At 58.1% G+C, this 19156-nt stretch carries 20 protein-coding genes and 3 tRNA genes; 13 read left to right on the plus strand and 10 right to left on the minus strand.

Going from position 1 to position 19156, the window contains the following annotated elements:
- Position 1 precedes the first annotated feature (1 nt).
- A complete protein-coding gene (gene feoB, locus CUC44_RS17290) occupies positions 2–2272 on the minus strand; it encodes a Fe(2+) transporter permease subunit FeoB (RefSeq protein ID WP_100861118.1) in 2271 nt (756 codons plus the stop codon).
- 103 nt (positions 2273–2375) lie between these two features.
- Positions 2376–2603, minus strand: coding sequence for a FeoA family protein (locus CUC44_RS17295; protein ID WP_100861119.1), 228 nt, complete (start codon positions 2601–2603; stop codon positions 2376–2378).
- A gap of 119 nt (positions 2604–2722) precedes the next feature.
- On the opposite strand from CUC44_RS17295, the gene CUC44_RS17300 reads away from it, so the two are divergent.
- The 6 genes from CUC44_RS17300 to CUC44_RS17325 all read left to right on the plus strand — a co-directional run bounded on the left by CUC44_RS17300 (position 2723) and on the right by CUC44_RS17325 (position 7654).
- Entirely contained in the window at positions 2723–3052 is a 330-nt protein-coding gene (locus tag CUC44_RS17300; RefSeq protein WP_100861120.1) for a translation initiation factor, read from the plus strand.
- A 254-nt stretch (positions 3053–3306) separates the two neighbouring features.
- On the plus strand, positions 3307–3864 hold the full coding sequence (locus CUC44_RS17305) for a TMEM165/GDT1 family protein (protein ID WP_100861121.1): 558 nt from the start codon (positions 3307–3309) through the stop codon (positions 3862–3864).
- A 230-nt stretch (positions 3865–4094) separates the two neighbouring features.
- On the plus strand, positions 4095–5033 hold the full coding sequence (locus tag CUC44_RS17310; RefSeq protein ID WP_100861122.1) for a DUF2157 domain-containing protein: 939 nt from the start codon (positions 4095–4097) through the stop codon (positions 5031–5033).
- A gap of 78 nt (positions 5034–5111) precedes the next feature.
- Positions 5112–6131: a DUF4401 domain-containing protein gene (locus CUC44_RS17315; protein WP_100861123.1), complete on the plus strand. Its 1020-nt coding sequence runs from the start codon at positions 5112–5114 to the stop codon at positions 6129–6131.
- A 52-nt stretch (positions 6132–6183) separates the two neighbouring features.
- A complete protein-coding gene (locus CUC44_RS17320) occupies positions 6184–6684 on the plus strand; it encodes a GDYXXLXY domain-containing protein (protein WP_100861124.1) in 501 nt (166 codons plus the stop codon).
- A gap of 190 nt (positions 6685–6874) precedes the next feature.
- Positions 6875–7654, plus strand: a complete 780-nt coding sequence (locus CUC44_RS17325) for a substrate-binding periplasmic protein (RefSeq protein WP_100861125.1) — start codon at positions 6875–6877, stop codon at positions 7652–7654.
- Positions 7655–7824: 170 nt separating this feature from the next.
- Here the strand turns inward: CUC44_RS17325 and CUC44_RS17330 are convergent, their stop codons facing one another.
- Together CUC44_RS17330 and CUC44_RS17335 are read right to left on the minus strand one after the other, a co-directional pair.
- Positions 7825–8100 (minus strand): hypothetical protein, encoded by a 276-nt coding sequence (locus CUC44_RS17330; protein WP_100861126.1) that lies wholly within the window; start codon positions 8098–8100, stop codon positions 7825–7827.
- 118 nt (positions 8101–8218) lie between these two features.
- Complete coding sequence (locus CUC44_RS17335) at positions 8219–9232, minus strand: sensor domain-containing diguanylate cyclase (protein ID WP_100861127.1); 1014 nt, start codon at positions 9230–9232, stop codon at positions 8219–8221.
- Between the two features lie 1097 nt (positions 9233–10329).
- On the opposite strand from CUC44_RS17335, the gene CUC44_RS17340 reads away from it, so the two are divergent.
- Both CUC44_RS17340 and CUC44_RS17345 read left to right on the plus strand, forming a co-directional pair.
- Positions 10330–11676: a DarT ssDNA thymidine ADP-ribosyltransferase family protein gene (locus CUC44_RS17340; protein ID WP_100861128.1), complete on the plus strand. Its 1347-nt coding sequence runs from the start codon at positions 10330–10332 to the stop codon at positions 11674–11676.
- The gene (locus CUC44_RS17345) at positions 11673–12818 is read left to right on the plus strand and encodes a macro domain-containing protein (protein ID WP_100861129.1); all 1146 of its coding nucleotides are present in this window, start codon (positions 11673–11675) and stop codon (positions 12816–12818) included. The genes CUC44_RS17340 and CUC44_RS17345 overlap by 4 nt, the downstream gene beginning before the upstream one ends.
- Positions 12819–12920: 102 nt before the next feature.
- Here CUC44_RS17345 and cysS read toward each other — a convergent pair whose 3' ends face one another.
- Positions 12921–14297 carry a cysteine--tRNA ligase gene (gene cysS / locus CUC44_RS17350; RefSeq protein ID WP_100861130.1) on the minus strand — a complete coding sequence of 459 codons (1377 nt, stop codon included), beginning with the start codon at positions 14295–14297 and terminating at the stop codon, positions 12921–12923.
- A gap of 201 nt (positions 14298–14498) precedes the next feature.
- Between cysS and CUC44_RS17355 the strand changes: the two genes are divergently transcribed.
- The 4 genes from CUC44_RS17355 to CUC44_RS17370 all read left to right on the plus strand — a co-directional run bounded on the left by CUC44_RS17355 (position 14499) and on the right by CUC44_RS17370 (position 16781).
- Positions 14499–14996 carry a peptidylprolyl isomerase gene (locus CUC44_RS17355; RefSeq protein ID WP_100861131.1) on the plus strand — a complete coding sequence of 166 codons (498 nt, stop codon included), beginning with the start codon at positions 14499–14501 and terminating at the stop codon, positions 14994–14996.
- A complete protein-coding gene (locus CUC44_RS17360) occupies positions 14986–15684 on the plus strand; it encodes a DUF4269 domain-containing protein (protein ID WP_100861132.1) in 699 nt (232 codons plus the stop codon). The genes CUC44_RS17355 and CUC44_RS17360 overlap by 11 nt, the downstream gene beginning before the upstream one ends.
- Complete coding sequence (gene lpxH / locus CUC44_RS17365; protein WP_100861133.1) at positions 15681–16406, plus strand: UDP-2,3-diacylglucosamine diphosphatase; 726 nt, start codon at positions 15681–15683, stop codon at positions 16404–16406. The genes CUC44_RS17360 and lpxH overlap by 4 nt, the downstream gene beginning before the upstream one ends.
- Positions 16407–16532: 126 nt before the next feature.
- Positions 16533–16781 (plus strand): GlsB/YeaQ/YmgE family stress response membrane protein, encoded by a 249-nt coding sequence (locus tag CUC44_RS17370; RefSeq protein WP_100861134.1) that lies wholly within the window; start codon positions 16533–16535, stop codon positions 16779–16781.
- Positions 16782–16898: 117 nt separating this feature from the next.
- On the opposite strand, the gene CUC44_RS17375 is transcribed toward CUC44_RS17370, so the two are convergent.
- On the minus strand, positions 16899–17186 hold the full coding sequence (locus CUC44_RS17375; RefSeq protein WP_100861135.1) for a putative quinol monooxygenase: 288 nt from the start codon (positions 17184–17186) through the stop codon (positions 16899–16901).
- Positions 17187–17484: 298 nt separating this feature from the next.
- Here CUC44_RS17375 and CUC44_RS21040 point away from each other — a divergent pair, with 298 nt between their 5' ends.
- Positions 17485–17658 (plus strand): hypothetical protein, encoded by a 174-nt coding sequence (locus tag CUC44_RS21040; protein WP_157812800.1) that lies wholly within the window; start codon positions 17485–17487, stop codon positions 17656–17658.
- Between the two features lie 426 nt (positions 17659–18084).
- On the opposite strand, the gene CUC44_RS17385 is transcribed toward CUC44_RS21040, so the two are convergent.
- The 4 genes from CUC44_RS17385 to pgsA form a co-directional block, all read right to left on the minus strand.
- A tRNA-Leu gene (locus CUC44_RS17385) sits at positions 18085–18171 on the minus strand.
- Between the two features lie 40 nt (positions 18172–18211).
- A tRNA-Cys gene (locus tag CUC44_RS17390) sits at positions 18212–18285 on the minus strand.
- A 35-nt stretch (positions 18286–18320) separates the two neighbouring features.
- Positions 18321–18396, minus strand: a tRNA-Gly gene (locus CUC44_RS17395).
- A gap of 185 nt (positions 18397–18581) precedes the next feature.
- Complete coding sequence (gene pgsA, locus CUC44_RS17400) at positions 18582–19136, minus strand: CDP-diacylglycerol--glycerol-3-phosphate 3-phosphatidyltransferase (protein WP_100861136.1); 555 nt, start codon at positions 19134–19136, stop codon at positions 18582–18584.
- Between the last annotated feature and the right edge of the window lie 20 nt (positions 19137–19156).

Below are 19156 nucleotides of genomic sequence, written 5' to 3' on the forward strand. Positions count from 1 at the left end.
ATCACAGGGCCACCACCTTGCGACCCGCGATGTCACCGTGGCGACGACCGAGCCACCACAGCAGCATCAGGGACAGGCCATAGAAGGCAATCCACAACAGGCTCTGCTCGGGGTGCGCGGCAAAGGTCGCCCCCTGATAGAAGACAGTGGCACACATGAAGGCCATGTAGTTGCACCAGGCGGCGGTGAACAGGGCCCACTGGCGGCCGGTCTCCCGCACCAGGGCGCCCATGGCGGCGGCGCAGGGCATGTAGAGCAGCACGAACAACAGGTAGGCGAAGGCACCGGCGACCCCGTCGAAATGGGTCTGCATGTTGCCGTAGGTGGAGGTATCCACCTCCTGCTCCTCGGCTGCGACCTGCTGATCTTCCAGATCCCCGACCTTGATCCCCATGGGGTCGGTCGGATCGATACCGGCGAGGTTCGCGGGAATGGTGGCGAGCGCCTCCTGCAGGCTGCCGAGCAGGGAGTATTCACTCTCCTCATCATCCCCAGTGCTGCCGGCATACAGGCTGTTGAGGGTGGCCACCACGGCCTCCTTGGCGAAGATACCGGTGAGGATACCCACGGTCGCCTGCCAGTTCTCTTCCCGCACACCGATGGGGTGCAGCACAGGCGTCACCGTCTGGCTGAGCTTGCTCAGCACGGAATTCTCCTTGTCCTGGTTGCCGAAGCTGCCGTCTGTGCCCAGGGAATTGAGCACGCTCAGCACCGCCACCATCAGCACGATTGTCTTGCCCGCGCCGAAGATGAAGGCCTTGAGCTTTTGCCAGGTACGCAGTCCCACGTCCACCGGACGGGGCCACTCGTAGTCCGGCATCTCCATCACCATGGAGTCGCTCTTACCCGGCAGCAGGGTGCTGCGCAGGAAGAGGCCGGTGAGCACGGCCGCCAGTATGCCGATGAGGTAGAGGCCGAATACCAGGTTCTGACCGGACTCCGGGAAGAAGGCCACCGCGAACAGGGCATAGACAGGCAGGCGGGCACCGCAGGACATGAAGGGGGCCATGGCCGAGGTCATCAGCCGCTCGCGCTCGGAGTTGAGGGTGCGGGTCGCCATGACGGCCGGCACTGTGCAGCCAAAGCCCATCAGCATGGGCACGAAGGCCTTGCCAGGCAGGCCGAGGCGGCGCATCAGGGCATCCACCACGAAGGCGGCGCGGGCGAGATAGCCCGAGCTCTCCAGCACGGCGAGGAACAGGAACAGGCAGCCCACTACCGGGATGAAGGTCGCCACCGTCTGCAGACCGGCGCCTATGCCATCCGCCAGCACGGCATCCAACCAGGCGGGGGCACCGATCAGGCCGAGCAGATGGTGCACCCCATCCACAAACAGGGCCGCCCCCATGATGTCGAAGAAATCGATGAAGGCGCTGCCCACATTGATGGCAAACATGAACATCAGGTACATCACCAGCAGGAAGAAGGGGATGCCCACCCAGCGGTTGAGCAGCGCCTTGTCCAGCCACTCGCTCTGGGCGATGGTGAGCTTACCCTTCTGCTGGCATGCCTGCTGGGCCCAGTGATGGATGTGACCGTAGCGCAGGTCCGCCAGTTGCAGGTCTATGTCCTGACTGCGATGCGCCCGGCTGACCACGTTGCTGACGGCGGCCTGCTGGCCCGCCTGCACCGTCTCCTGCATGGCATCATCTTCTTCCAGCAGGCGCAGGGCGCGGCCACGGGCATTGAGATGATGGGGGGCGAGCAGGGTCTGGAGCTCGGCGATGTCGGCTTCCAGCGGCTGACCGTAGTCGAGCACCAGGGCGGGCTGAGACTGGCCGATAAACTGGTGGATCTGCCCCTTGAAGGCCGCCACCTGCTGGCGGTTGTGGGCTGAGAGCGACACCACGGGGCAACCGAGCGCCTCGCTCAGCAGGGATTCATCTATGGTGATGCGGCGCTTTTGCAGCAGATCCATCTTGTTGAGCACCACCACCATGGGCAGGCCCAGCTCCCGCAGTTGCAGGGTGAGGTAGAGGGAGCGCTCCAGATTGGCGGCATCGATGACGTTGAGCAGCAAGTCCGGCTGCTCGCCTTCCACGAAGCGGCTGGCGATCTGCTCGTCGAGGCTCGCCTCCTGATTGGCGAGGGCATAGATGCCGGGCAGGTCCATCAGCTGATAGTCGTGATCGCCTGCGGAGAACTCACCCATCTTCTTGTCGACCGTGACCCCGCTCCAGTTGCCCACCTGCTGGCGGGCACCGGTCAGGGCGTTGAATAAAGACGTCTTGCCGCTATTGGGATTGCCGACGGTGACCAGGTTGTAACTCATACCGGTTCCACCTCGACTCGATGATTCAGGCTCTTTTGCTGGGAGTGGCTCATGGTGTTTCCGCCTCGATAGGTTGAACCAGCCTCTTTTGCTACAAGTGGGTTCATACCGGCTCGACCTCGATTTGCTGCGCCAAGCTCTTTTGCATGGAGAGACAGATGCCCTGGCACTGGATCTGAAGCGGATCGCCAAGGGGCGCCGCGCGTAGGAAAATGACTTCGGTCTGAGGCAACAAGCCCATGACCATCAACTTGCGGCGCAGCGGGCGCGTCAGCTGGTTCATGTTCTTGATGCGGGCACTCTGCCCCGGCGACAACTGCGTGAGTACCATGACGGACTCCTGATGATAAACAAGAATAATTCGCTTTTAGTCCGGGAATTATAAGCTGTGCCCCCAACATTTATTTGCGTAAAATCAAACTCCCATCAGCTAAGTCACAAAGAACAGTCATGACTCCAGACAACAACAGCCGCCTGGTTTACAGCACGGACGGCGGCATGATCAAGGAAGCCTCCACGCCCCAATCCGCCTCTCCCTTCCCCACCGACGGGGTGGTGCGCATCCGCCGCGAGACCAAGGGGCGCAAGGGCGCCGGGGTCATCAGCATCCATGGCGTGCCGGTCGATCAGCAGAAAACCATCGCCACCTTGCTCAAGAAGAAGTGCGGCACCGGCGGTGGCCTGAAGGAGGGTATCATCGAGATCCAGGGTGACAAACGGGAGCTGATCAAGGCCGAACTGGAGAGGGCCGGCTTTTCCGTCAAGCTGGTGGGTGGCTAATAGCCTTGTCTCGTTCCAACTTTTTCCCTAGAATGCCCGCTCCCATCGAGGGGGAGTAGTCTCGCCACCGGTTTAGCTGTTAGCCAAAGCCGACGCGCGATCCTGATCAACACACTTGGTGCCAACTCACCATGGTCAGGATGATCCGGGCAATGCCGGATTTGACAAGACCTTTGACGGGCCAGTGCCAATACCGGGGACGGATGGCGCAGGCTTGTCTCAGGTATAACAATTCCGTCCCCCGGTTATTTTTTATGGAAGCCTTGTTAACCTCAACCCTGAGCGTGGCTATCGCCGAAATTGGCGACAAGACACAGCTGCTGGCGTTGCTCCTCATCTGTCGTTTTCGCAAGCCCTGGCCCATCATAGCCGGCATGCTGGCGGCGACCCTGCTCAACCACGCCGGCGCCGCCTGGCTCGGCGGATTCATCAGCAACTGGCTCGATCCCAAGATCATGACCTACCTGGTGGCCGCGGCCTTCATCGCCATGGCACTCTGGATCCTGGTGCCGGACAAGATGGACGACGAGGAGAGCTCCCTCGACAAATACGGCCCCTTTATGGCCACTTTCGTGCTCTTCTTCATCGCCGAGATTGGCGACAAGACCCAGATAGCGACCGTGCTGCTGGCGGCCAAGTACGACTCCCTCACTCAGGTCATCGCCGGCACCACCCTCGGCATGATGCTGGCGAACGTGCCCGTGGTGCTGCTCGGCAAGCTCGGCGCCGACAAGCTGCCCCTCAGGGGGATCCGCATCGCCTGCGCCATCCTGTTCGTCGGGCTCGGGGTCAGCACCCTTATCTTCGTCTGATTGGCCCCATAAGGCGGGGAGGTCAGCGTGAGCACTGACTTACCTCACCAGAGCGCCAGCCTCAGCAAGCCCCGATTTCGGATCGGGGCTTTTTCATGCCCGAAAGGCGCCCCGCCCTTCTGGCGAACATCAGCCTTGTCGCACCCACTCAGGCGGGGCCTGCCCCGGCGCAGCGCGCCGTGCCATAATGCGACAAACACAAGGACAGACAGGCACTTGGGAGCCTTGCCATGCACCACACCTCAAGACAGACACTGCTCGACTGGGTCAGACGCGGCCGCCTCGCGCCGGAGCGACTGCCAGCCGCCCTCGCCCAGCTGAACCTGCCCCCTGCCGAGCCGCGCTGGCAGTGGTTGTTCGACAGACTGCTGCTCTGGCTTGGCAGCCTGTGTCTGGGCGCCGGCCTGGTGTTCTTCGTCGCCTTCAACTGGCAGGAGCTCGGCCGCCTGTCACGCCTCGCCCTGCTGGAGCTGCCCCTGCTCGCCATGCTGGTGCTGCTGTGGAAGCGGCCCATGACGGACGGCCCGCGCCAGGCCCTGCTGCTGGCCATTGCCCTCAACATCGGCGCCCTGCTGGCCCTGGTGGGCCAGACCTACCAGACCGGCGCCGATCCCTGGCAGCTGTTCGCCACCTGGGCCCTGCTGCTGGTGCCTCTGGCGGCGCTCGGCATGAGCCCCTTGCTCTGGACCTTGAGCTGGCTGCTCGGCCAGTTGGCCCTGGTGCTCTACTGGCGACTCGGCCTGTTCGATTTCTTCTTCGCCTTCGACGAGCAGGCCCTCGCCTGGAGCCTCTCCCTGTTCAACTTCGTCCTCTGGGGCGTCCTCATCCTGGTGCCCGCCCGCGCCAGGCTGATGCCCTCCTGGCTGGCGGGGCTCGCCGCCGGGCTCGGCGTCACCCTGCTGGCTCTGCTGGCCCTGTTCGATGCCGCCGCCCCCTGGGTCTGGCCCGTCTGGCTCGGCTGGCTGGTCGCCGCCTACCTGCGCTGGCACGGGCGCTTCATCGCCGGCCTGGCCATGGGGTGCCTGAGCCTCATCGCCGTCATCCTGGCGGCCCTTGGCAAGTGGATGGAGCCGGACATGAACGGCTTCTTGCTGCTCAGCCTCATCGCCATCGGTCTCTCGGTCGCGGCCAGCCGCTGGCTGCAACAACAGCGGAGGCTGCATGTCTGAGTTCACCTTCTGCCCGCACACCGCCAGCCTGACCGCGGCTGCGTGCCTGACCACCCATTTTGCCACCACGGAGGCTCCATGGCTGAACTGACCCCCTGGCAGCGGCTGCTGGCCGCCAACCTGGTCGAGGGGGAAGCGCCCCTTGACGATCAGCCCCACTGGTCGAGCCGCTTCCTGCTCGGCATGGTGGGCTGGCTCGCCGCCATCTTCCTGCTGCTCTTCCTGTTTATGGCCCTCGAGGAGTTCACCCGGGAGGCCAACCATGCCCTCGCCCTGGGTGGCGTACTGATGGCGGCGGCCCTTGGCCTCAATCGCAGCGCCAGACGCAGCGCCAAATCCAGCGATCTGGGGGATCAGTTCGTGCTGGCCCTGGCCCTGGCGGCGGATGCCTGGCTGCTCTATGGCCTGATAGACAGGGTCGACTTGCACTCCGCCCTCCTCTGGCTCGGCCTCTGTCTGCTCTCCCTAGCCATCGCCGCCCTGTTCGATCACTGGCTGGTGCGACTGTTTCACAGCTTCGCCGCCGCCATCCTGCTCGCGCTTGGACTGGCTTGCCTCGGCCTGCAACTGCTGGCCCTGCCGCTGGTGATGACGGCGCTCACGATTTGCTGGCTGCAGGCCGAGCGGGAGCCCATGCGCCATCAGCTCTATGAGTCCCTCACCCTGGGGCTGGCCCTCTCCCTGCTGGTGCTGGGACGGCTGCACCACCCGCTCTGGGAAGGTGGCGCCAGCGCGCTCGACGAGCTCGGCCTCTCCCGCCTGCCGCTCTGGCTCAATCCCCTGCTGTGCGCAACCCTGCTGCTCGGGGTCATGGTGAAGCTGAAACTGCCCCTGCTGTACGGCCTGCCGCTGGTGCTCATCAGCGCCATCATCCCCGGCATGGGGGCCGGCGCCCTGGTGCTGGTGCTCGGCTTCTATGGCGGGAGTCTCGGGCTGATGGCTCTGGCGGGCCTGCTGCTGCTGGGCTTTGGCTCCCTCTATTACTACGATCTGGGGCTCACCCTGATGGTCAAGTCCTGGCTCCTGCTGGGCTCGGGCGCCCTGCTGCTCGGCGCCAGGCAGTTATTGAAACTGCTCAGCGCGAGGGAGAAAGCATGAAGGCTCTAACACCCGATATTTTTCATCGCACTTCGACTACCAGGAGCTCCTCATGAGGCGTCTTTCACTGCTGCTGACCGGCCTGCTTATCCTGGTCGGCATCAATCTGACCGTCTGGCGCTTCGAGCACGCCATGGCGAGCGGCGAAGTGGTGCTGCTGCGCCTGGCACCGGTCGATCCCCGCTCCCTGATGCAGGGGGACTATATGCGCCTGAACTATGAGCTGGCCCGCGATCTGGTGGGGCTGGAGAAGGAGAAGGCGGCGGCCCTCGATACCCTGGTTGTGCGCCTGGATGAGCAGCAGGTGGCGCACTGGGTGAGCGATGGCAACCCGGAGGCGCTCGGGCCGGATCAGCGGCTGCTGCAGGTGCGAAAGCAAGAGAGCCTGTGGCGGATAGGGCCGGATGCCTACTTCTTCGAGGAGGGGACCGGGGAGCAGTTCGAGGCGGCCCGCTACGGCGAGTTCCGCCTGCAGGCCGATGGCAAGACGCTGTTGGTCGGCCTGCGGGACGATAACTTCAACCCCATCGGCAAGATCAGAGCCGCCTGGTAAACCAGCAAGGCGGCGGGCTACGATCACGGCTCGTCGTCGCCATCCGGTGAGCGCAGGCCCACCTCACCGCCCTCATCCATGCCATCGCCTGCCCCTCATTCGGGCTGCGGGTGGCGAAACCGCCCGACTTGGCAACACTTGAAGCTGAGCACACAGCCTCGGGATGGTCGGGATGAGCAGATGGATACCAATGACGACGCGCCTTGCCGCGCTTTTAACCGCCCGCATTTTCACACTCTTGCTGACGCTCTTCGCCTGCGTCGGCGCAACCCAGGCCAGCCCCGCCCTCGGTCAGCTCCATTACCTCACCGAGGAGTACAAGCCCTATAACTTCACCGGCGAAGATGGCAAGCCCAGCGGCCTCGCCATCGAGCTGCTGCAACTGGTGTGGCAAAAGACCGACACGCCGCCGCAAGCCATCAGCATCCTGCCCTGGGCCCGCGGCTACTATCTGCTGACCCAAAAACCCAACGTGGTGCTCTTCTCCACCGCCCGCACCGAGGCCCGCAGCCCCTTGTTCAAGTGGGCCTGCCCCATCGGCTACGCCGAAATCGTGCTGATGAGCCTCGCCTCCCGGGACATTCGGCTCACCACCCTGGAGGAGGCCCAGCAGTACAACATAGGCGCGGTGCGCACCGACGTGGGGGAGCAGCTCTTGCTCAACAGCGGCTTCGACGAGCAGAAGATCATGACCGCCAACCGCCTTTCCCAGGCCCTGCGCATGCTCACCTCGGGCCGGGTCGATCTCGTCTCCACCAACAAGACCACGATGCAGGACCTTATTCACACCCAACAGCTGGATCCCGCGCTGTTCAAGACGAGCTGGGTGCTGAGCTCGGAGCAGTTCTGCTTCGCCTTCAGCCACCCGGTGGACGATGCCCTGGTCAAGGAGTTCCAGCACGGCCTGACCCAGGTGCTGGCCAGCAGCGCATTCCAGCAGTTGCAGGCCAAGTACTTCCCCGCCCCCTGAAACGACGCACTCTTTTCATAACGGAATTCATAACGAAACTCATAACGAAACTCATAACGAAACAGGGGCCCGAGATGGGCCCCTGTTACTTAAATCTGCAATATAAAACACCTTAAAACACTAAAAAATCAGCGCAAAAATATCACCACATTACTCGGCAATAGTCAGATCTACTTGACCCGCATCAGCCGGTGGCTGATATGCCCCAGGTCGAGCTCGATGGCCTGGGAGGGTCGCATCTCGTTCACCTGGCGCAGCATGTCACCGTCATAGCCCTTGCGCACCATCCACTGCATGGGCTCCTCGAAGCTGCCCTCATTGACGATGAAGGTGTCGGTATAGGCCTCCTGAATGATGCTGACCACCCAGATCCGCTGCTGAAACTCCATCAGATCGGCCGCTTTCGCCGCCAGCGCGCGGACCGCGCCGATAAACCCGTTTGCCATGTGCCAAGGCCGCCTGTGATTAAGAGACCTGCATCCTAGCATCCCGTGGGCCGGCGCGATATTGCGCAAAATCAATCCAACCGGGGGATAAGCCTGCTTCCCGTGACGGCAACCCGGCTTACCCCTGGGCGCGGCGCTGGCGCTTGACCGCGTACATGCGCGCATCGGCCTGGCGCAAGGCATCGTCGATACTGGTGTAGGCCGGATCGATGGCCACCACCCCCACGCTGGCGCCGGGGTAATGCAGCACCTGGGCGCCGAGCGGCAGTTGCAGCACGCTGTGCTCGAACAGGCGGCGCTGGAAGCTGTGCACCGCCGCCTCCACCGTCTCCTCCCCGTGAATGGGGCCCATGCCCACGGCGACAAATTCATCGCCCCCCACCCGCGCCAGCAGATCGCCACTGCGCAGGGCCGAGCCCAGTTGCCGGGCCAGGGAGCTCAGCAGCTGATCCCCCGCCTCGTGACCGTGGGTGTCGTTGATGACCTTGAAACCGTCGAGATCGATAAAGGCGATGAGCACAGGATGACCGGCCCGCTCCGACAAGGGGAACAGCCGAGCCAGCTCGTGCATCAGGGCGCGGCGGTTGGGCAGACCGGTCAGGGGATCGCACAGGGCCTGGCGCGACAGCTCATGGTTCGCCTGCTGCAACTGCTGCAGCAGCTGCTCGCGCTCCACGTGCTCAGCGATGAGCCGCGCGAAGAAGGCGATGAGCTGCTCCGAGCCCGCCACGAAGGGCCGCTGCTCGGCGCTGGCGGCGCACAGGGTGCCATAGAGCGAGCCAGACGGCGTGCGCACCGGGCTGCTCAGGTAGGTGCGAATGCCGAGCGCACTGGCCGCCTCGGAATCCCCCCAGCAGTCGGCGACGTTGTCGGTGTACATGCGCCCCTCATCAATGGCGCGCCGGCACAGGGTATCGCTCCAGTCCACCGAGATCCCCTCCGGGATCTGCAATCCAGCCACGTTGCGGGCGTAGCGAATGCTCTGCTTGCCCTCCCCCAGATCGATCTCGGTGAGATAGGTCGACTCCAGCCCGGTCACCGCTTCGAGCATCTCCAGCAGCGGCCGCGTCAGGCTCTCCAAATCCCGCGCTGCCGTGACCTGTACCGACAGGGCCTGCAATATCTTGTCCATGCCTATCTCCCAGCTTGCATGTCATACCCGCCCACGATAGCCAACCCGCCCATGGGCGATCAAGCCCCTCCGGAGCCAAGCAAGGCTCTGGCTCGATAAAATTCGGGCCACCGCTTGGGTTCATTCTCGGAACTTTGAAGCAGCGCAAAAATTCATTCATTTCTGACAGTTAACTAATCAAAGCCATGGATTAGACCAAAATGGCTCCGTAAGATGGGGACGCGGCCACAAGCCCCCTCTTTTATGACGGCTCACGACGCACTCTGGCAGCACACGCCCGGCGGCAGCGTCCCTGACGGATGCCAGCCCGGCATCCCGCGCCTCGGCGAGGGATGTCCCCTCTCCCCTTACGGGAGAGGGTTAGGGTGAGGGGTCGGGTAACGTCTTTATCTGACGACACGGGATCGACAACAGGATCGGCATGGCTGCGCCATGCAGGATGCGAGGACGCTGTCCTCGACGGGGTTTCGCCGCCGCTGCGCGGCTGGGCGAGTGACTTTGGAAAGACCCAAAGTCACCAAAAGTCTTCTCCCCCACTTGTTCGCCCTCCTTTGTCGGGTGCCCTCGGTTCACCCCTTTGTCCAACGGCACGCGCCGATGGGCCATCCCTGGCCCAGCGTCGCTCGCTCGGCATCCTGCCTCGCGGCCTGGGCAAACGGGCTCACCTCGGCAAACAACAGGGGGCAACACCCAACCCACAGCATTGAGGCCAGTTAACAGCACCCTATCCCTATCTATTCGGGGCAATGGCTAGGAGGATCGTTATCTCTGATCCAACCCTTCGCTACCCATGACGATGGCAAATTATCTCACTTATGAAACAGATATAACCTGTATGGTTTCATAAATGAAAAAATCACTGCAAGTACAGCAACAAGCAGCACACATCCCTATCCCGTAAATGGCTTTATCAATGAGTATTTAGCCGTTATAAAAATTTATTTTTCGAACATCCGATCACGCTTTGCTAATCAAACCTACAGCTCTACACCTCTCTCTCAGGTAGTTAAAGCTATAAGATTATGGCTCTCGCTACAGGATTAAAAAGATTATATCTTATGAACTTTTATTGAAAAAATAAAAAGGAGAACGAATATATGGCAGTTCCAGATAAATACAGATATCGTAATGTATATCACTTCACATCGATAGAGAATCTTGAATCCATAATTGATAATGGGCTTTTTTCAACTAATCAGAAAATCGCTCGGGGCATAGACCATGTGAACGTTGCGGAGGAAGGTATACAGAGGCGTCGAGCACAAATGCTAGTACCTAACACGAATGGTCGTTTTGTACATGATTATGTGCCATTTTATTTCGCCAAGAAAACGCCAATGCAACTTGCTGTCCTTCATAAAAAAAACGTGGATCAGGAATTTATTATATACCTTTCAGTCTCAATATTATCTCTAGAAACAAAGCCTGGAGCATATTTTACGAGTGCATCAGCAAATACTGACATCCCTCCAAATTTTTATTCTGGCAATAATCAAGCCCAACAGCTTGATGAGTTGGATTGGCAAACTATAGATCACAACGGATGGCGCTATGATGGCGAAGATAAGAAGCATCGAAAAATGGCCGAGCTTTTGCTTCCAGATCATGTTTCATTGTTAGAAATCAATCATATAGTTACATGGAACAGTGATTTTTCGAACATTGTGAGACAGATATTTAAAAATAAAGGCATTGCTGCACCAAATGTCTTTGAAGGTAACTTACAACATTATTACTACAAGCCTGGAAACTGGAATACTTCTTTAATCACGGGTCCCTTTTACTTAAAACACCACTTTGACGAGACTGTTTCTTACATTGTATCGTTCCAACGGCAAGTGGTACCAAAGTTTCCGAGTCTAGGACATGCATTAATTGCTGTTCGTGCAAATTTTTCGGCTATCAAAGAGCTTGAGGGCATTGATGGGTTAGGGGCAAATTATGGACCTCATCGTGAAGATGTCGGTGCTCATAGTCGGCGTGTTGCTAGTCTTGTTGTTAACTCGCCTGAGTATCGTCAGTTAGACGCTACTCATCGTGAGGCCTTGGAGATGGCAGCCTACCTACATGATATAGGCAAAGGGCCGAAAACTGACTGGCCCAATAGCTTCATGAATAAAGCTGATGAAGAGCATCCTAGAAAGTCCCTGCCCATGTTGAAACGAATTTTGACAGAGGATGTACCCGTTTTGCCTGCCGATCTAGTTCGAAAGATTGTGATGCTGGTTACCTATGATGACTTATTGGGTGAAATCGTGGCTAAAGGGAGGAACAAAAGTCAGTTATTCGATATAGTGACCTCTCCCGAAGACATCAATATGTTGGTAGCCTTGAGCAAGGCTGATATTGGTTCTTTAAATAATATTTGGTTGATGCAAGTCTCTGGTGGGATTGATAACCTGAGGAATGAAGCGCTCCAAAATTTGCAAGGTAACGGTTCATGATAAAATTTGTATCAGGAGATTTTTTCGAGTTTGATGCCGACATTATGGTTAACACCGTTAACTGTGTAGGTGTAATGGGTGCGGGGGTCGCGCTTGCGTTCAAGAAAAGATTTCCAGAAATGTTTGAAGACTACGTCGAAAAATGTAGCTCAGGAACGATTCGGCCTGGTTCACCTTCTGTCTGGATTCAAAAAGACATGATCTCGAAGGAAATCGAGATCATAAATTTCCCCACAAAGGATCATTGGAAAAATCCCTCTGAATATAATTATATTGATGATGGATTGAAATGGCTTTCTACTTACCTAGAGGATAAAATTGGAAAAGTGGTTACACTTCCAGCGTTAGGCTGTGGTCATGGTGGATTAGATTGGGATAGAGTACGAAACATGATTAGTGACAGGTTACAAAATTCACCTGCACAAATATACGTATTTGAACCTTATGATTCAGTTAAGGCTGGTCTTGTCAAAACACCATTATCTGATTATGAAAGACTTCTTAATCCAGTGGAAGCCGGTGTTATAAAGTGCGCGACCAACGAATATCCTAAAACGTTGCAAAACTATACAAGAAAAGATTTATATTACTACCCCAAAAATAAAAGAGAATTCAAATACGATTTTTCAATTATTTGTAGTACCAAGCCAAAGGAAAGTGAAATTAGCGCTGTACGTAATTTCATTGAATTTTGTGCTCAGGAAAAATACAGCGTTTTATTAGGTGGGACTGCTTTTGAGAAAAAACTGGCTTTTGAGTTTTCTGCTAAAGGCTTAGTCTGTGGATGTTTTCTACCATCTGGATTCTATGAATCTGTAAAAAAAATGCAGTCAGCAAAGCAACAGGAAAAACCAAATTTGCTTTCAATTGGAAATCCTATAGTAGGTTTTGATAAAAAGGAATTTCTGCCTTCTGTTTTCGCGAGAATGCATATTTCCAATAAGATTATATTTTTTTCTAGTAAGCTTGATTGGTTGCAAAAACATAAGAGAAAACTAACTTGGTCATCACTAGATACATATTATTATGTATCCGACAACAGCTCTCCTGAGGATGAAGCTGCAGCATTAGAGATTGGAGCAAAGCGATTTGATTTAAACCTTCAGTTACGTAACTCTTTTGTGGTTAAGCATGATGGTTAAAAACTTTATAAATAAGCTTCACAAACCACAAACAAAAACCGCAACCCTAGGGCTGCGGTTTTTTATTTGCTTAACCTGTTGGCTCTAACAGAGCCACCGGCCTTAGGCACGGCGCCAGCTGGTTTTGCCGGCGCTGTCTTCCAGCACGATTCCCATCTCGGTGAGACGGTTGCGGGCGGCATCTGCAGCGGCCCAGTTCTTGTCGGCGCGGGCCTGATTGCGCTGGGCGATCAGTTGCTCGATCTCGGCCACTTCGTCGTCCGCTTCATCACCCTTGAGGAAGGCATCCGGATCCTGCTGCAGGATACCGAGCACGGCGCCGAGCTCGCGCAGGCGGGCGGCGAGGCCGGCGGCCGCGGTCAGATCTTCTGCCTTCTGGCGGTTGATCTCGCGCACCAGATCGAACAGGGCTGAGTAGGCTTCCGGGGTGTTGAAGTCATCGTCCATGGCTTCCTTGAAGCGAACCAGCTGCTCTTCGCCACCGGCGGCGGGCACCACCGGCAGGTCGCGCAGGGAGGTGTACATGCGTTCCAGCGCGGTGCGGGCCTGCTTGAGGTTATCTTCCGAGTAGTTGAGCTGGCTGCGATAGTGGCCGGACATCAGGAAGTAGCGCACGGTTTCGGCGTCGTAGTGGGCCAGGACGTCGCGGATGGTGAAGAAGTTGCCAAGGGACTTGGACATCTTCTCTTTGTCCACCATCACCATGCCGCTGTGCATCCAGGTGTTGACGTAGTCGCCACCGTGGGCGCAGCAAGACTGGGCAATCTCGTTCTCGTGGTGCGGGAACTGCAGATCCGAGCCGCCGCCGTGGATGTCGAAGTGGTTGCCAAGGTGCTTGGAGTTCATGGCGGAGCACTCGATGTGCCAGCCGGGACGACCCGGGCCCCAGGGGCTGTCCCAGGTCGGCTCGCCGGGCTTGGACATCTTCCACAACACGAAGTCCAGCGGGTTGCGCTTGGCATCCACCACGTCGACCCGGGCGCCGGCCTGCAGCTGCTCCAGATCCTGACCGGAGAGCTTGCCGTAATCGGCGAAGGACTCGACGATGAACATGACGTCACCGTTGTCCGCCACGTAGGCGTGCTCTTTGGCCAGCAGGGTCTCCACCAGATCGATGATCTCGTGGATATGCTGGGTGGCGCGGGGTTCGATATCCGGGCGCAGCATGCCGAGGGCATCGAAATCGGCGTGCATGTCGCCGATCAGGCGCTCGGTCAGATCGTCGCAGGTGACCCGGGTCTCGGCGGCGCGCTTGATGATCTTGTCGTCCACGTCGGTGACGTTGCGCACATAGTTCAGCTCATAGCCGCTGTAGCGCAGGTAACGGGCCACCACGTCGAAGGCGACGAAGGTGCGGCCGTGGCCGATATGACAATGATCGTAAATGGTGACCCCACACACATACATGCCCACCTTGCCCGGGTGGATAGGTTTGAATTCTTCTTTTTGACGAGTGAGTGTGTTGTAGATCTTCAGCATCTTATGACCACTGCCTGTGAGTAAAATGGTCTGACATTCTAACCGCATCCGGTGGAGAAAACGAGGCGCAAAACGTGCCACAGATGGCGTTCGCCCTATGCCAGGCGGCCTTGATGGGCTAGAATTGCCACCACTTTATGCCATAACCCATGCAACAGCTGCGAGCCGACTCGTGCTCGCATATCAATGAAAGGACATATCATGGTTACTCTGCACACCAACCACGGCGACATCACCCTGACCCTGAACGCCGAGAAAGCCCCGGAAACTGTGGCCAACTTCCTGCAATACTGCCGTGACGGTCACTACGACAACACCATCTTCCACCGCGTCATCGACGGCTTCATGATCCAGGGTGGCGGCTATGCCCCTGGTTTTGAAGAGAAAGACACCCGCGCTTCCATCAAGAACGAAGCGGCCAACGGCCTGTCCAACAAGATTGGCACCATCGCCATGGCCCGCACCATGGAGCCGCACTCTGCCAGCGCCCAGTTCTTCATCAACGTGAACAACAACGACTTCCTGGACTTCAAGTCCGCCACCACTCAGGGCTTTGGCTACTGCGTGTTCGGTGAAGTGACCGCCGGCATGGACGTGGTCAACAAGATCAAGGGTGTGAAGACCGGCAACTACGGCCGCATCCACCAGGATGTCCCGGTTGAAGACGTCGTCATCACCAAGGTGACCCTTGCTGACTGATTGCTGCCACTTAGGCACTGACAAAACTGCGGCCCCGGCCGCAGTTTTTCCATCTGTACTGGCATCGGGTGCAGGTGGAAGCCCGAACTGGCGCCGTCTCGACTATCTGGCCCATGGCAACCCGCGTCAACGCTCGGCCCATGCCCTGCTTATGTCGGGAGTCTGGGATACGCTTCAAAGCCAGTGCCAGGACATGGCGCTGGTGAGCACGGTGGCGATTGGGCTGGACAAGCCCGGCAGCGATCTCGACCTCATCTGCCAGCATCCGGATCCCGCAAGCCTCGGCGCCCGTCTATGTGCCCAGGGTTGGCAGGGGAGCGAGCAGAGCAAGGAGGTGTGGGTGCTCGAGCAGACAAGGCGCGGGCCCGATGGCCAGGAGTGGCCCCTTGAGCTCTATGTCACCCCCTCCCCCATAGAGACGCTTCACGGCTGGCGCCACCTCAGCCTGATGGCGACCCTGCTCGAACACTTCGGCCATGACTTCTACCAGGCGGTGCTGCGCCTTCGCCGCGATGCCAATCTCAAGGGCGAGGCGGCCATCTGCCAACTGCTGGACCTCCCCGGCGATCCTTATCTGGCGCTGTTGACCCTGGAAGAGGTCGATCTGGCGCCGATCGTCTGGCAAGCTGCTCCCCTCACCCATCACTCCCGTTTTGAGAACACTCTCTCGATGCCCAGGATCTCATGAGCACCCTTTTTATCAGTGACATTCACCTCAGTGCCGCCCGGCCAGACATGACGGCCGCTCTGGTGCGTTTTCTGCAAGACGATGCCCCCGGCGCCGACGCCCTCTATGTACTCGGCGATCTGTTCGAATTCTGGGTGGGGGATGATGATCCCAACCCGCTCCACCACGAGGTGGCAGACGCCTTCCTCGCCCTGAGTCAGCAAGGGGTACCCATCTACTTTATCCACGGCAACCGCGATTTTCTGCTGGGCCGACAATTTGCCAAGCGCGCCGGCATGACCCTGCTGGGGGATCCTTGCGTCATCGATCTCTACGGGGAGCGGGTGCTGCTGAGCCACGGGGATCTCTTCTGTACCCTGGATGTCGATTACCAGAAGTTTCGCCGCATCACTCAACTCAAGTGGCTGCGCTGGTTGTTCCTGCGCCTGCCGCTCTCCCGTCGCCAGCGCATCGCCTGCAAGATGCGCGGCCAGAGCCAGATGGAGAATGCCAGCAAGCAACAGTTCATCATGGACGTCACCCCGGCGGCGGTGGATGAGGCGCTGCGAGCGCACGACTGCCAGGTCCTGATCCACGGCCACACCCACAGGCCTGCCATCCACGACTTCAAACTGGGGAACAAGGCGGCGCGGCGCATCGTGCTGGGAGACTGGTTCGAGCAGGGATCTATCCTTGTCTGCTCCCCGGCGGGGCAACGGCTGGAGACCCGCACCCTCGCCTGAAAAGCGATCATTCCAGGGCGCGATAGGTTCTCATATGACCATTTCTGACCAACCCGATCCCTGAGCGGGATACAATCCAATCCGCTGCGTATACTCTAGATCTCTTCACACAGCGAGGATGATGTTATGGGATTTATTACCTGGATTGTATTGGGATTGATCGTCGGCATTCTGGCCAAATGGATCATGCCGGGCAAGGATGGTGGTGGTTTCTTCATGACGGTGATTTTGGGTGTGATCGGCGCCATGGTGGGTGGCTATGTCAGCACCCTGCTGGGCATGGGCACCGTCACCGGCTTCAACCTGTCGAGCATTCTTATCGCCACCGTTGGCGCCCTGATCGTGCTGTTTATCTACAACAAGGTACGCAGCTGATCGACCAATCTCCCTTGGTATAACCTGTGTGTGCCCCTCGCGGGCCAAGATCCGAAACCTGGCGTTTCGGATTTTTTATGGGCGCACGGCGCCAACCTGATGGCCAAGTCAGCTGGATCACGCGAATGCATCCATCAGCAGATAGGTGCCGGGCTGTCGTTGATGCCGATCGATGAGTGGCACCAGCCGCTGGAAATGCTCAGTGGCGCAATGAGCGTCCAGGGCGTCCCTGTCGGGCCACTCCTCTAGAAATACGAAGTGCCCGGGATCTTTCTGATCGACGCACAGCTCATAAGAGATACACAGCGGCTCCGCCCTGGTCTTATCCACCAACTCCCGATACAGAGGCATGACCTCCTCGACACGATCCAGCTTGATAAAATCCTGCGCGATGACTTTCAGCATCAGTAGCCCACCCTTTGTTCAACCTGACGATTGTTCAACCTGACGATAACGCCAGGAGGCCGACTCTAGCCCACCCAGCAACCCGGCGCGAGCGCTTTGAGCTGCGTTGGGATCCGCTACAGGGATCCACCATGCTCGGCTGCAGTTCTGGATAGGCCGAGGCAACCCTAACGCACTGGCAGTGTTGGGCAGAGGCAGCCTCATAGATGAGGGCTGGGCTAAACTCAGCATTGTCTTGTCCAGTTCGACCCTGGGTTCAACCAGGCCGCTGGGCAAGCAAGCAGTAGAGGAGATGGTCATGAAACACTGGAAAATCTGCCTGATAGGAATACAACTCATGCTGGTTGGTTGCGCTTCCTCCGGTGGCACTAGCCCTCCCCCGACCGGGGATGGCGGCAGCAACGGTGGCGGTAGTGGCGGCATGGGAGGTGGCGGCGGTAGCTACTTTATCAATCCCTCTGAAGCCCCCTAGTACAGTTTCCCGGAGCCCCTGACATAAGGATGACGAGCGCCGGCAGCCGGCCGGTGCTCATCGTCCTACGATTCTTGGCTTTGCCTATTCAGAGAGCAACAAGATCGGAAAACTTAACAAGCGTCAACGCAGTCATCTCCAAACCTTCTCACTGCCATCGCCTTATGGGGCCTCATTATTTCTATACAGGTGAAACCAGGGCACAGCCAACTACGGTCAGGAGTCCAAACCACAGATAGACGAGGCTCGTTGGCTGCTCACCTAGGTGGTAGACGACCTCACCAATCAGGGCTACACCAACTGCCTGCAGCTCGAGGTTAAGCTGGAAGAACTACCGGAATAAATCTGTGTGGATCAAATGTGGACACTGGAAGGAAAACAAAAAGGCCACTATTGCTAGTGGCCTTCGTAACTCTTTTATATTAATGGTGCCCGAGGCCGGAATCGAACCGGCACGCCTCGAAAAGCGAGGGATTTTAAATCCCTTGTGTCTACCGATTTCACCACTCGGGCACCGCAATCGGTATCAAGTCCGCGGGCGGGCTTGTCAATATGGAGGCACGTTCCGGAGTCGAACCGGACTAAACGGATTTGCAATCCGCTGCATAACCGCTTTGCTAACGCGCCATGCAAAAGAGAGTGAACTCTCGATTGTCTGAATTTGGAGCGGGAAACGAGACTCGAACTCGCGACCCCGACCTTGGCAAGGTCGTGCTCTACCAACTGAGCTATTCCCGCATCGGTCTGGCTGATTGCCTGACTACGAGGACGCATTCTAGCGATGTTCCTCGCCCAGTCAACCAAAAACATTTAATACGCTGATCGTTCGAGTGTTTTTTACCCGCCGCCCCTACTTTTAGCCCTTATGGCTGTTTCCCGGCCCCAACGACAGGGAAACAGCGATCTGCGCAGTGGCAGACGGACTAGAAGCGGGAGTGGTAGCTCAGATCGCCCCAGGCGGCCTTCATGTACTGGAACATGGACCAGAAGGTGAGCACGGTCGCCACATAGAGCAGCACATAAGCGAGCCACACCATCCAGATGTCGTACTGCCAGATGAGGCCGGTGAGCGACACCATCTGGATCATGGTCTTCCACTTGCCAATCCAGCTAACCGCCACCGAGGAGCGCTTGCCAAGCTCGGCCATCCATTCCCGCAGGGCGGAGATGATGATCTCGCGGCCAATCATGGTCATGGCCGGTATGGTAACCCAGATGGTGTTGTAGTGTTCGACGATGACCACCAGGGCCGCGGCCACCATGATCTTGTCGGCGACCGGATCCAGGAAGGCACCGAAGGCGGTGGATTGATTCAGCTTGCGGGCGAGATAGCCATCAAACCAGTCGGTCGCCGCCGCCAGGATGAAGACAATGGCGGCCGCCACATAGGCCCACTGATAGGGAAGGTAGAACAGGATGACGAAGACGGGGATGAGCAAAATCCGAAAAAACGTCAGCAGGTTAGGAATATTTGTCATTATTTTCAGCCACTTCTTGT

Source organism: Aeromonas lusitana, from assembly GCF_002812985.1.
In the GTDB taxonomy this organism is placed as follows: Bacteria; Pseudomonadota; Gammaproteobacteria; order Enterobacterales; family Aeromonadaceae; genus Aeromonas; species Aeromonas lusitana.

Excerpts from the sequence above, each read along its gene's own strand:
- feoB (WP_100861118.1), bottom strand. The coding sequence starts at position 2,272 with ATGAGTTACAACCTGGTCACCGTCGGCAATCCCAATAGCGGCAAGACG.
- CUC44_RS17295 (WP_100861119.1), bottom strand. The coding sequence starts at position 2,603 with ATGGTACTCACGCAGTTGTCGCCGGGGCAGAGTGCCCGCATCAAGAAC.
- CUC44_RS17300 (WP_100861120.1), top strand. The coding sequence starts at position 2,723 with ATGACTCCAGACAACAACAGCCGCCTGGTTTACAGCACGGACGGCGGC.
- CUC44_RS17305 (WP_100861121.1), top strand. The coding sequence starts at position 3,307 with ATGGAAGCCTTGTTAACCTCAACCCTGAGCGTGGCTATCGCCGAAATT.
- CUC44_RS17310 (WP_100861122.1), top strand. The coding sequence starts at position 4,095 with ATGCACCACACCTCAAGACAGACACTGCTCGACTGGGTCAGACGCGGC.
- CUC44_RS17315 (WP_100861123.1), top strand. The coding sequence starts at position 5,112 with ATGGCTGAACTGACCCCCTGGCAGCGGCTGCTGGCCGCCAACCTGGTC.
- CUC44_RS17320 (WP_100861124.1), top strand. The coding sequence starts at position 6,184 with ATGAGGCGTCTTTCACTGCTGCTGACCGGCCTGCTTATCCTGGTCGGC.
- CUC44_RS17325 (WP_100861125.1), top strand. The coding sequence starts at position 6,875 with ATGACGACGCGCCTTGCCGCGCTTTTAACCGCCCGCATTTTCACACTC.
- CUC44_RS17330 (WP_100861126.1), bottom strand. The coding sequence starts at position 8,100 with ATGGCAAACGGGTTTATCGGCGCGGTCCGCGCGCTGGCGGCGAAAGCG.
- CUC44_RS17335 (WP_100861127.1), bottom strand. The coding sequence starts at position 9,232 with ATGGACAAGATATTGCAGGCCCTGTCGGTACAGGTCACGGCAGCGCGG.
- CUC44_RS17340 (WP_100861128.1), top strand. The coding sequence starts at position 10,330 with ATGGCAGTTCCAGATAAATACAGATATCGTAATGTATATCACTTCACA.
- CUC44_RS17345 (WP_100861129.1), top strand. The coding sequence starts at position 11,673 with ATGATAAAATTTGTATCAGGAGATTTTTTCGAGTTTGATGCCGACATT.
- cysS (WP_100861130.1), bottom strand. The coding sequence starts at position 14,297 with ATGCTGAAGATCTACAACACACTCACTCGTCAAAAAGAAGAATTCAAA.
- CUC44_RS17355 (WP_100861131.1), top strand. The coding sequence starts at position 14,499 with ATGGTTACTCTGCACACCAACCACGGCGACATCACCCTGACCCTGAAC.
- lpxH (WP_100861133.1), top strand. The coding sequence starts at position 15,681 with ATGAGCACCCTTTTTATCAGTGACATTCACCTCAGTGCCGCCCGGCCA.
- CUC44_RS17370 (WP_100861134.1), top strand. The coding sequence starts at position 16,533 with ATGGGATTTATTACCTGGATTGTATTGGGATTGATCGTCGGCATTCTG.
- CUC44_RS17375 (WP_100861135.1), bottom strand. The coding sequence starts at position 17,186 with ATGCTGAAAGTCATCGCGCAGGATTTTATCAAGCTGGATCGTGTCGAG.
- CUC44_RS21040 (WP_157812800.1), top strand. The coding sequence starts at position 17,485 with ATGAAACACTGGAAAATCTGCCTGATAGGAATACAACTCATGCTGGTT.
- pgsA (WP_100861136.1), bottom strand. The coding sequence starts at position 19,136 with ATGACAAATATTCCTAACCTGCTGACGTTTTTTCGGATTTTGCTCATC.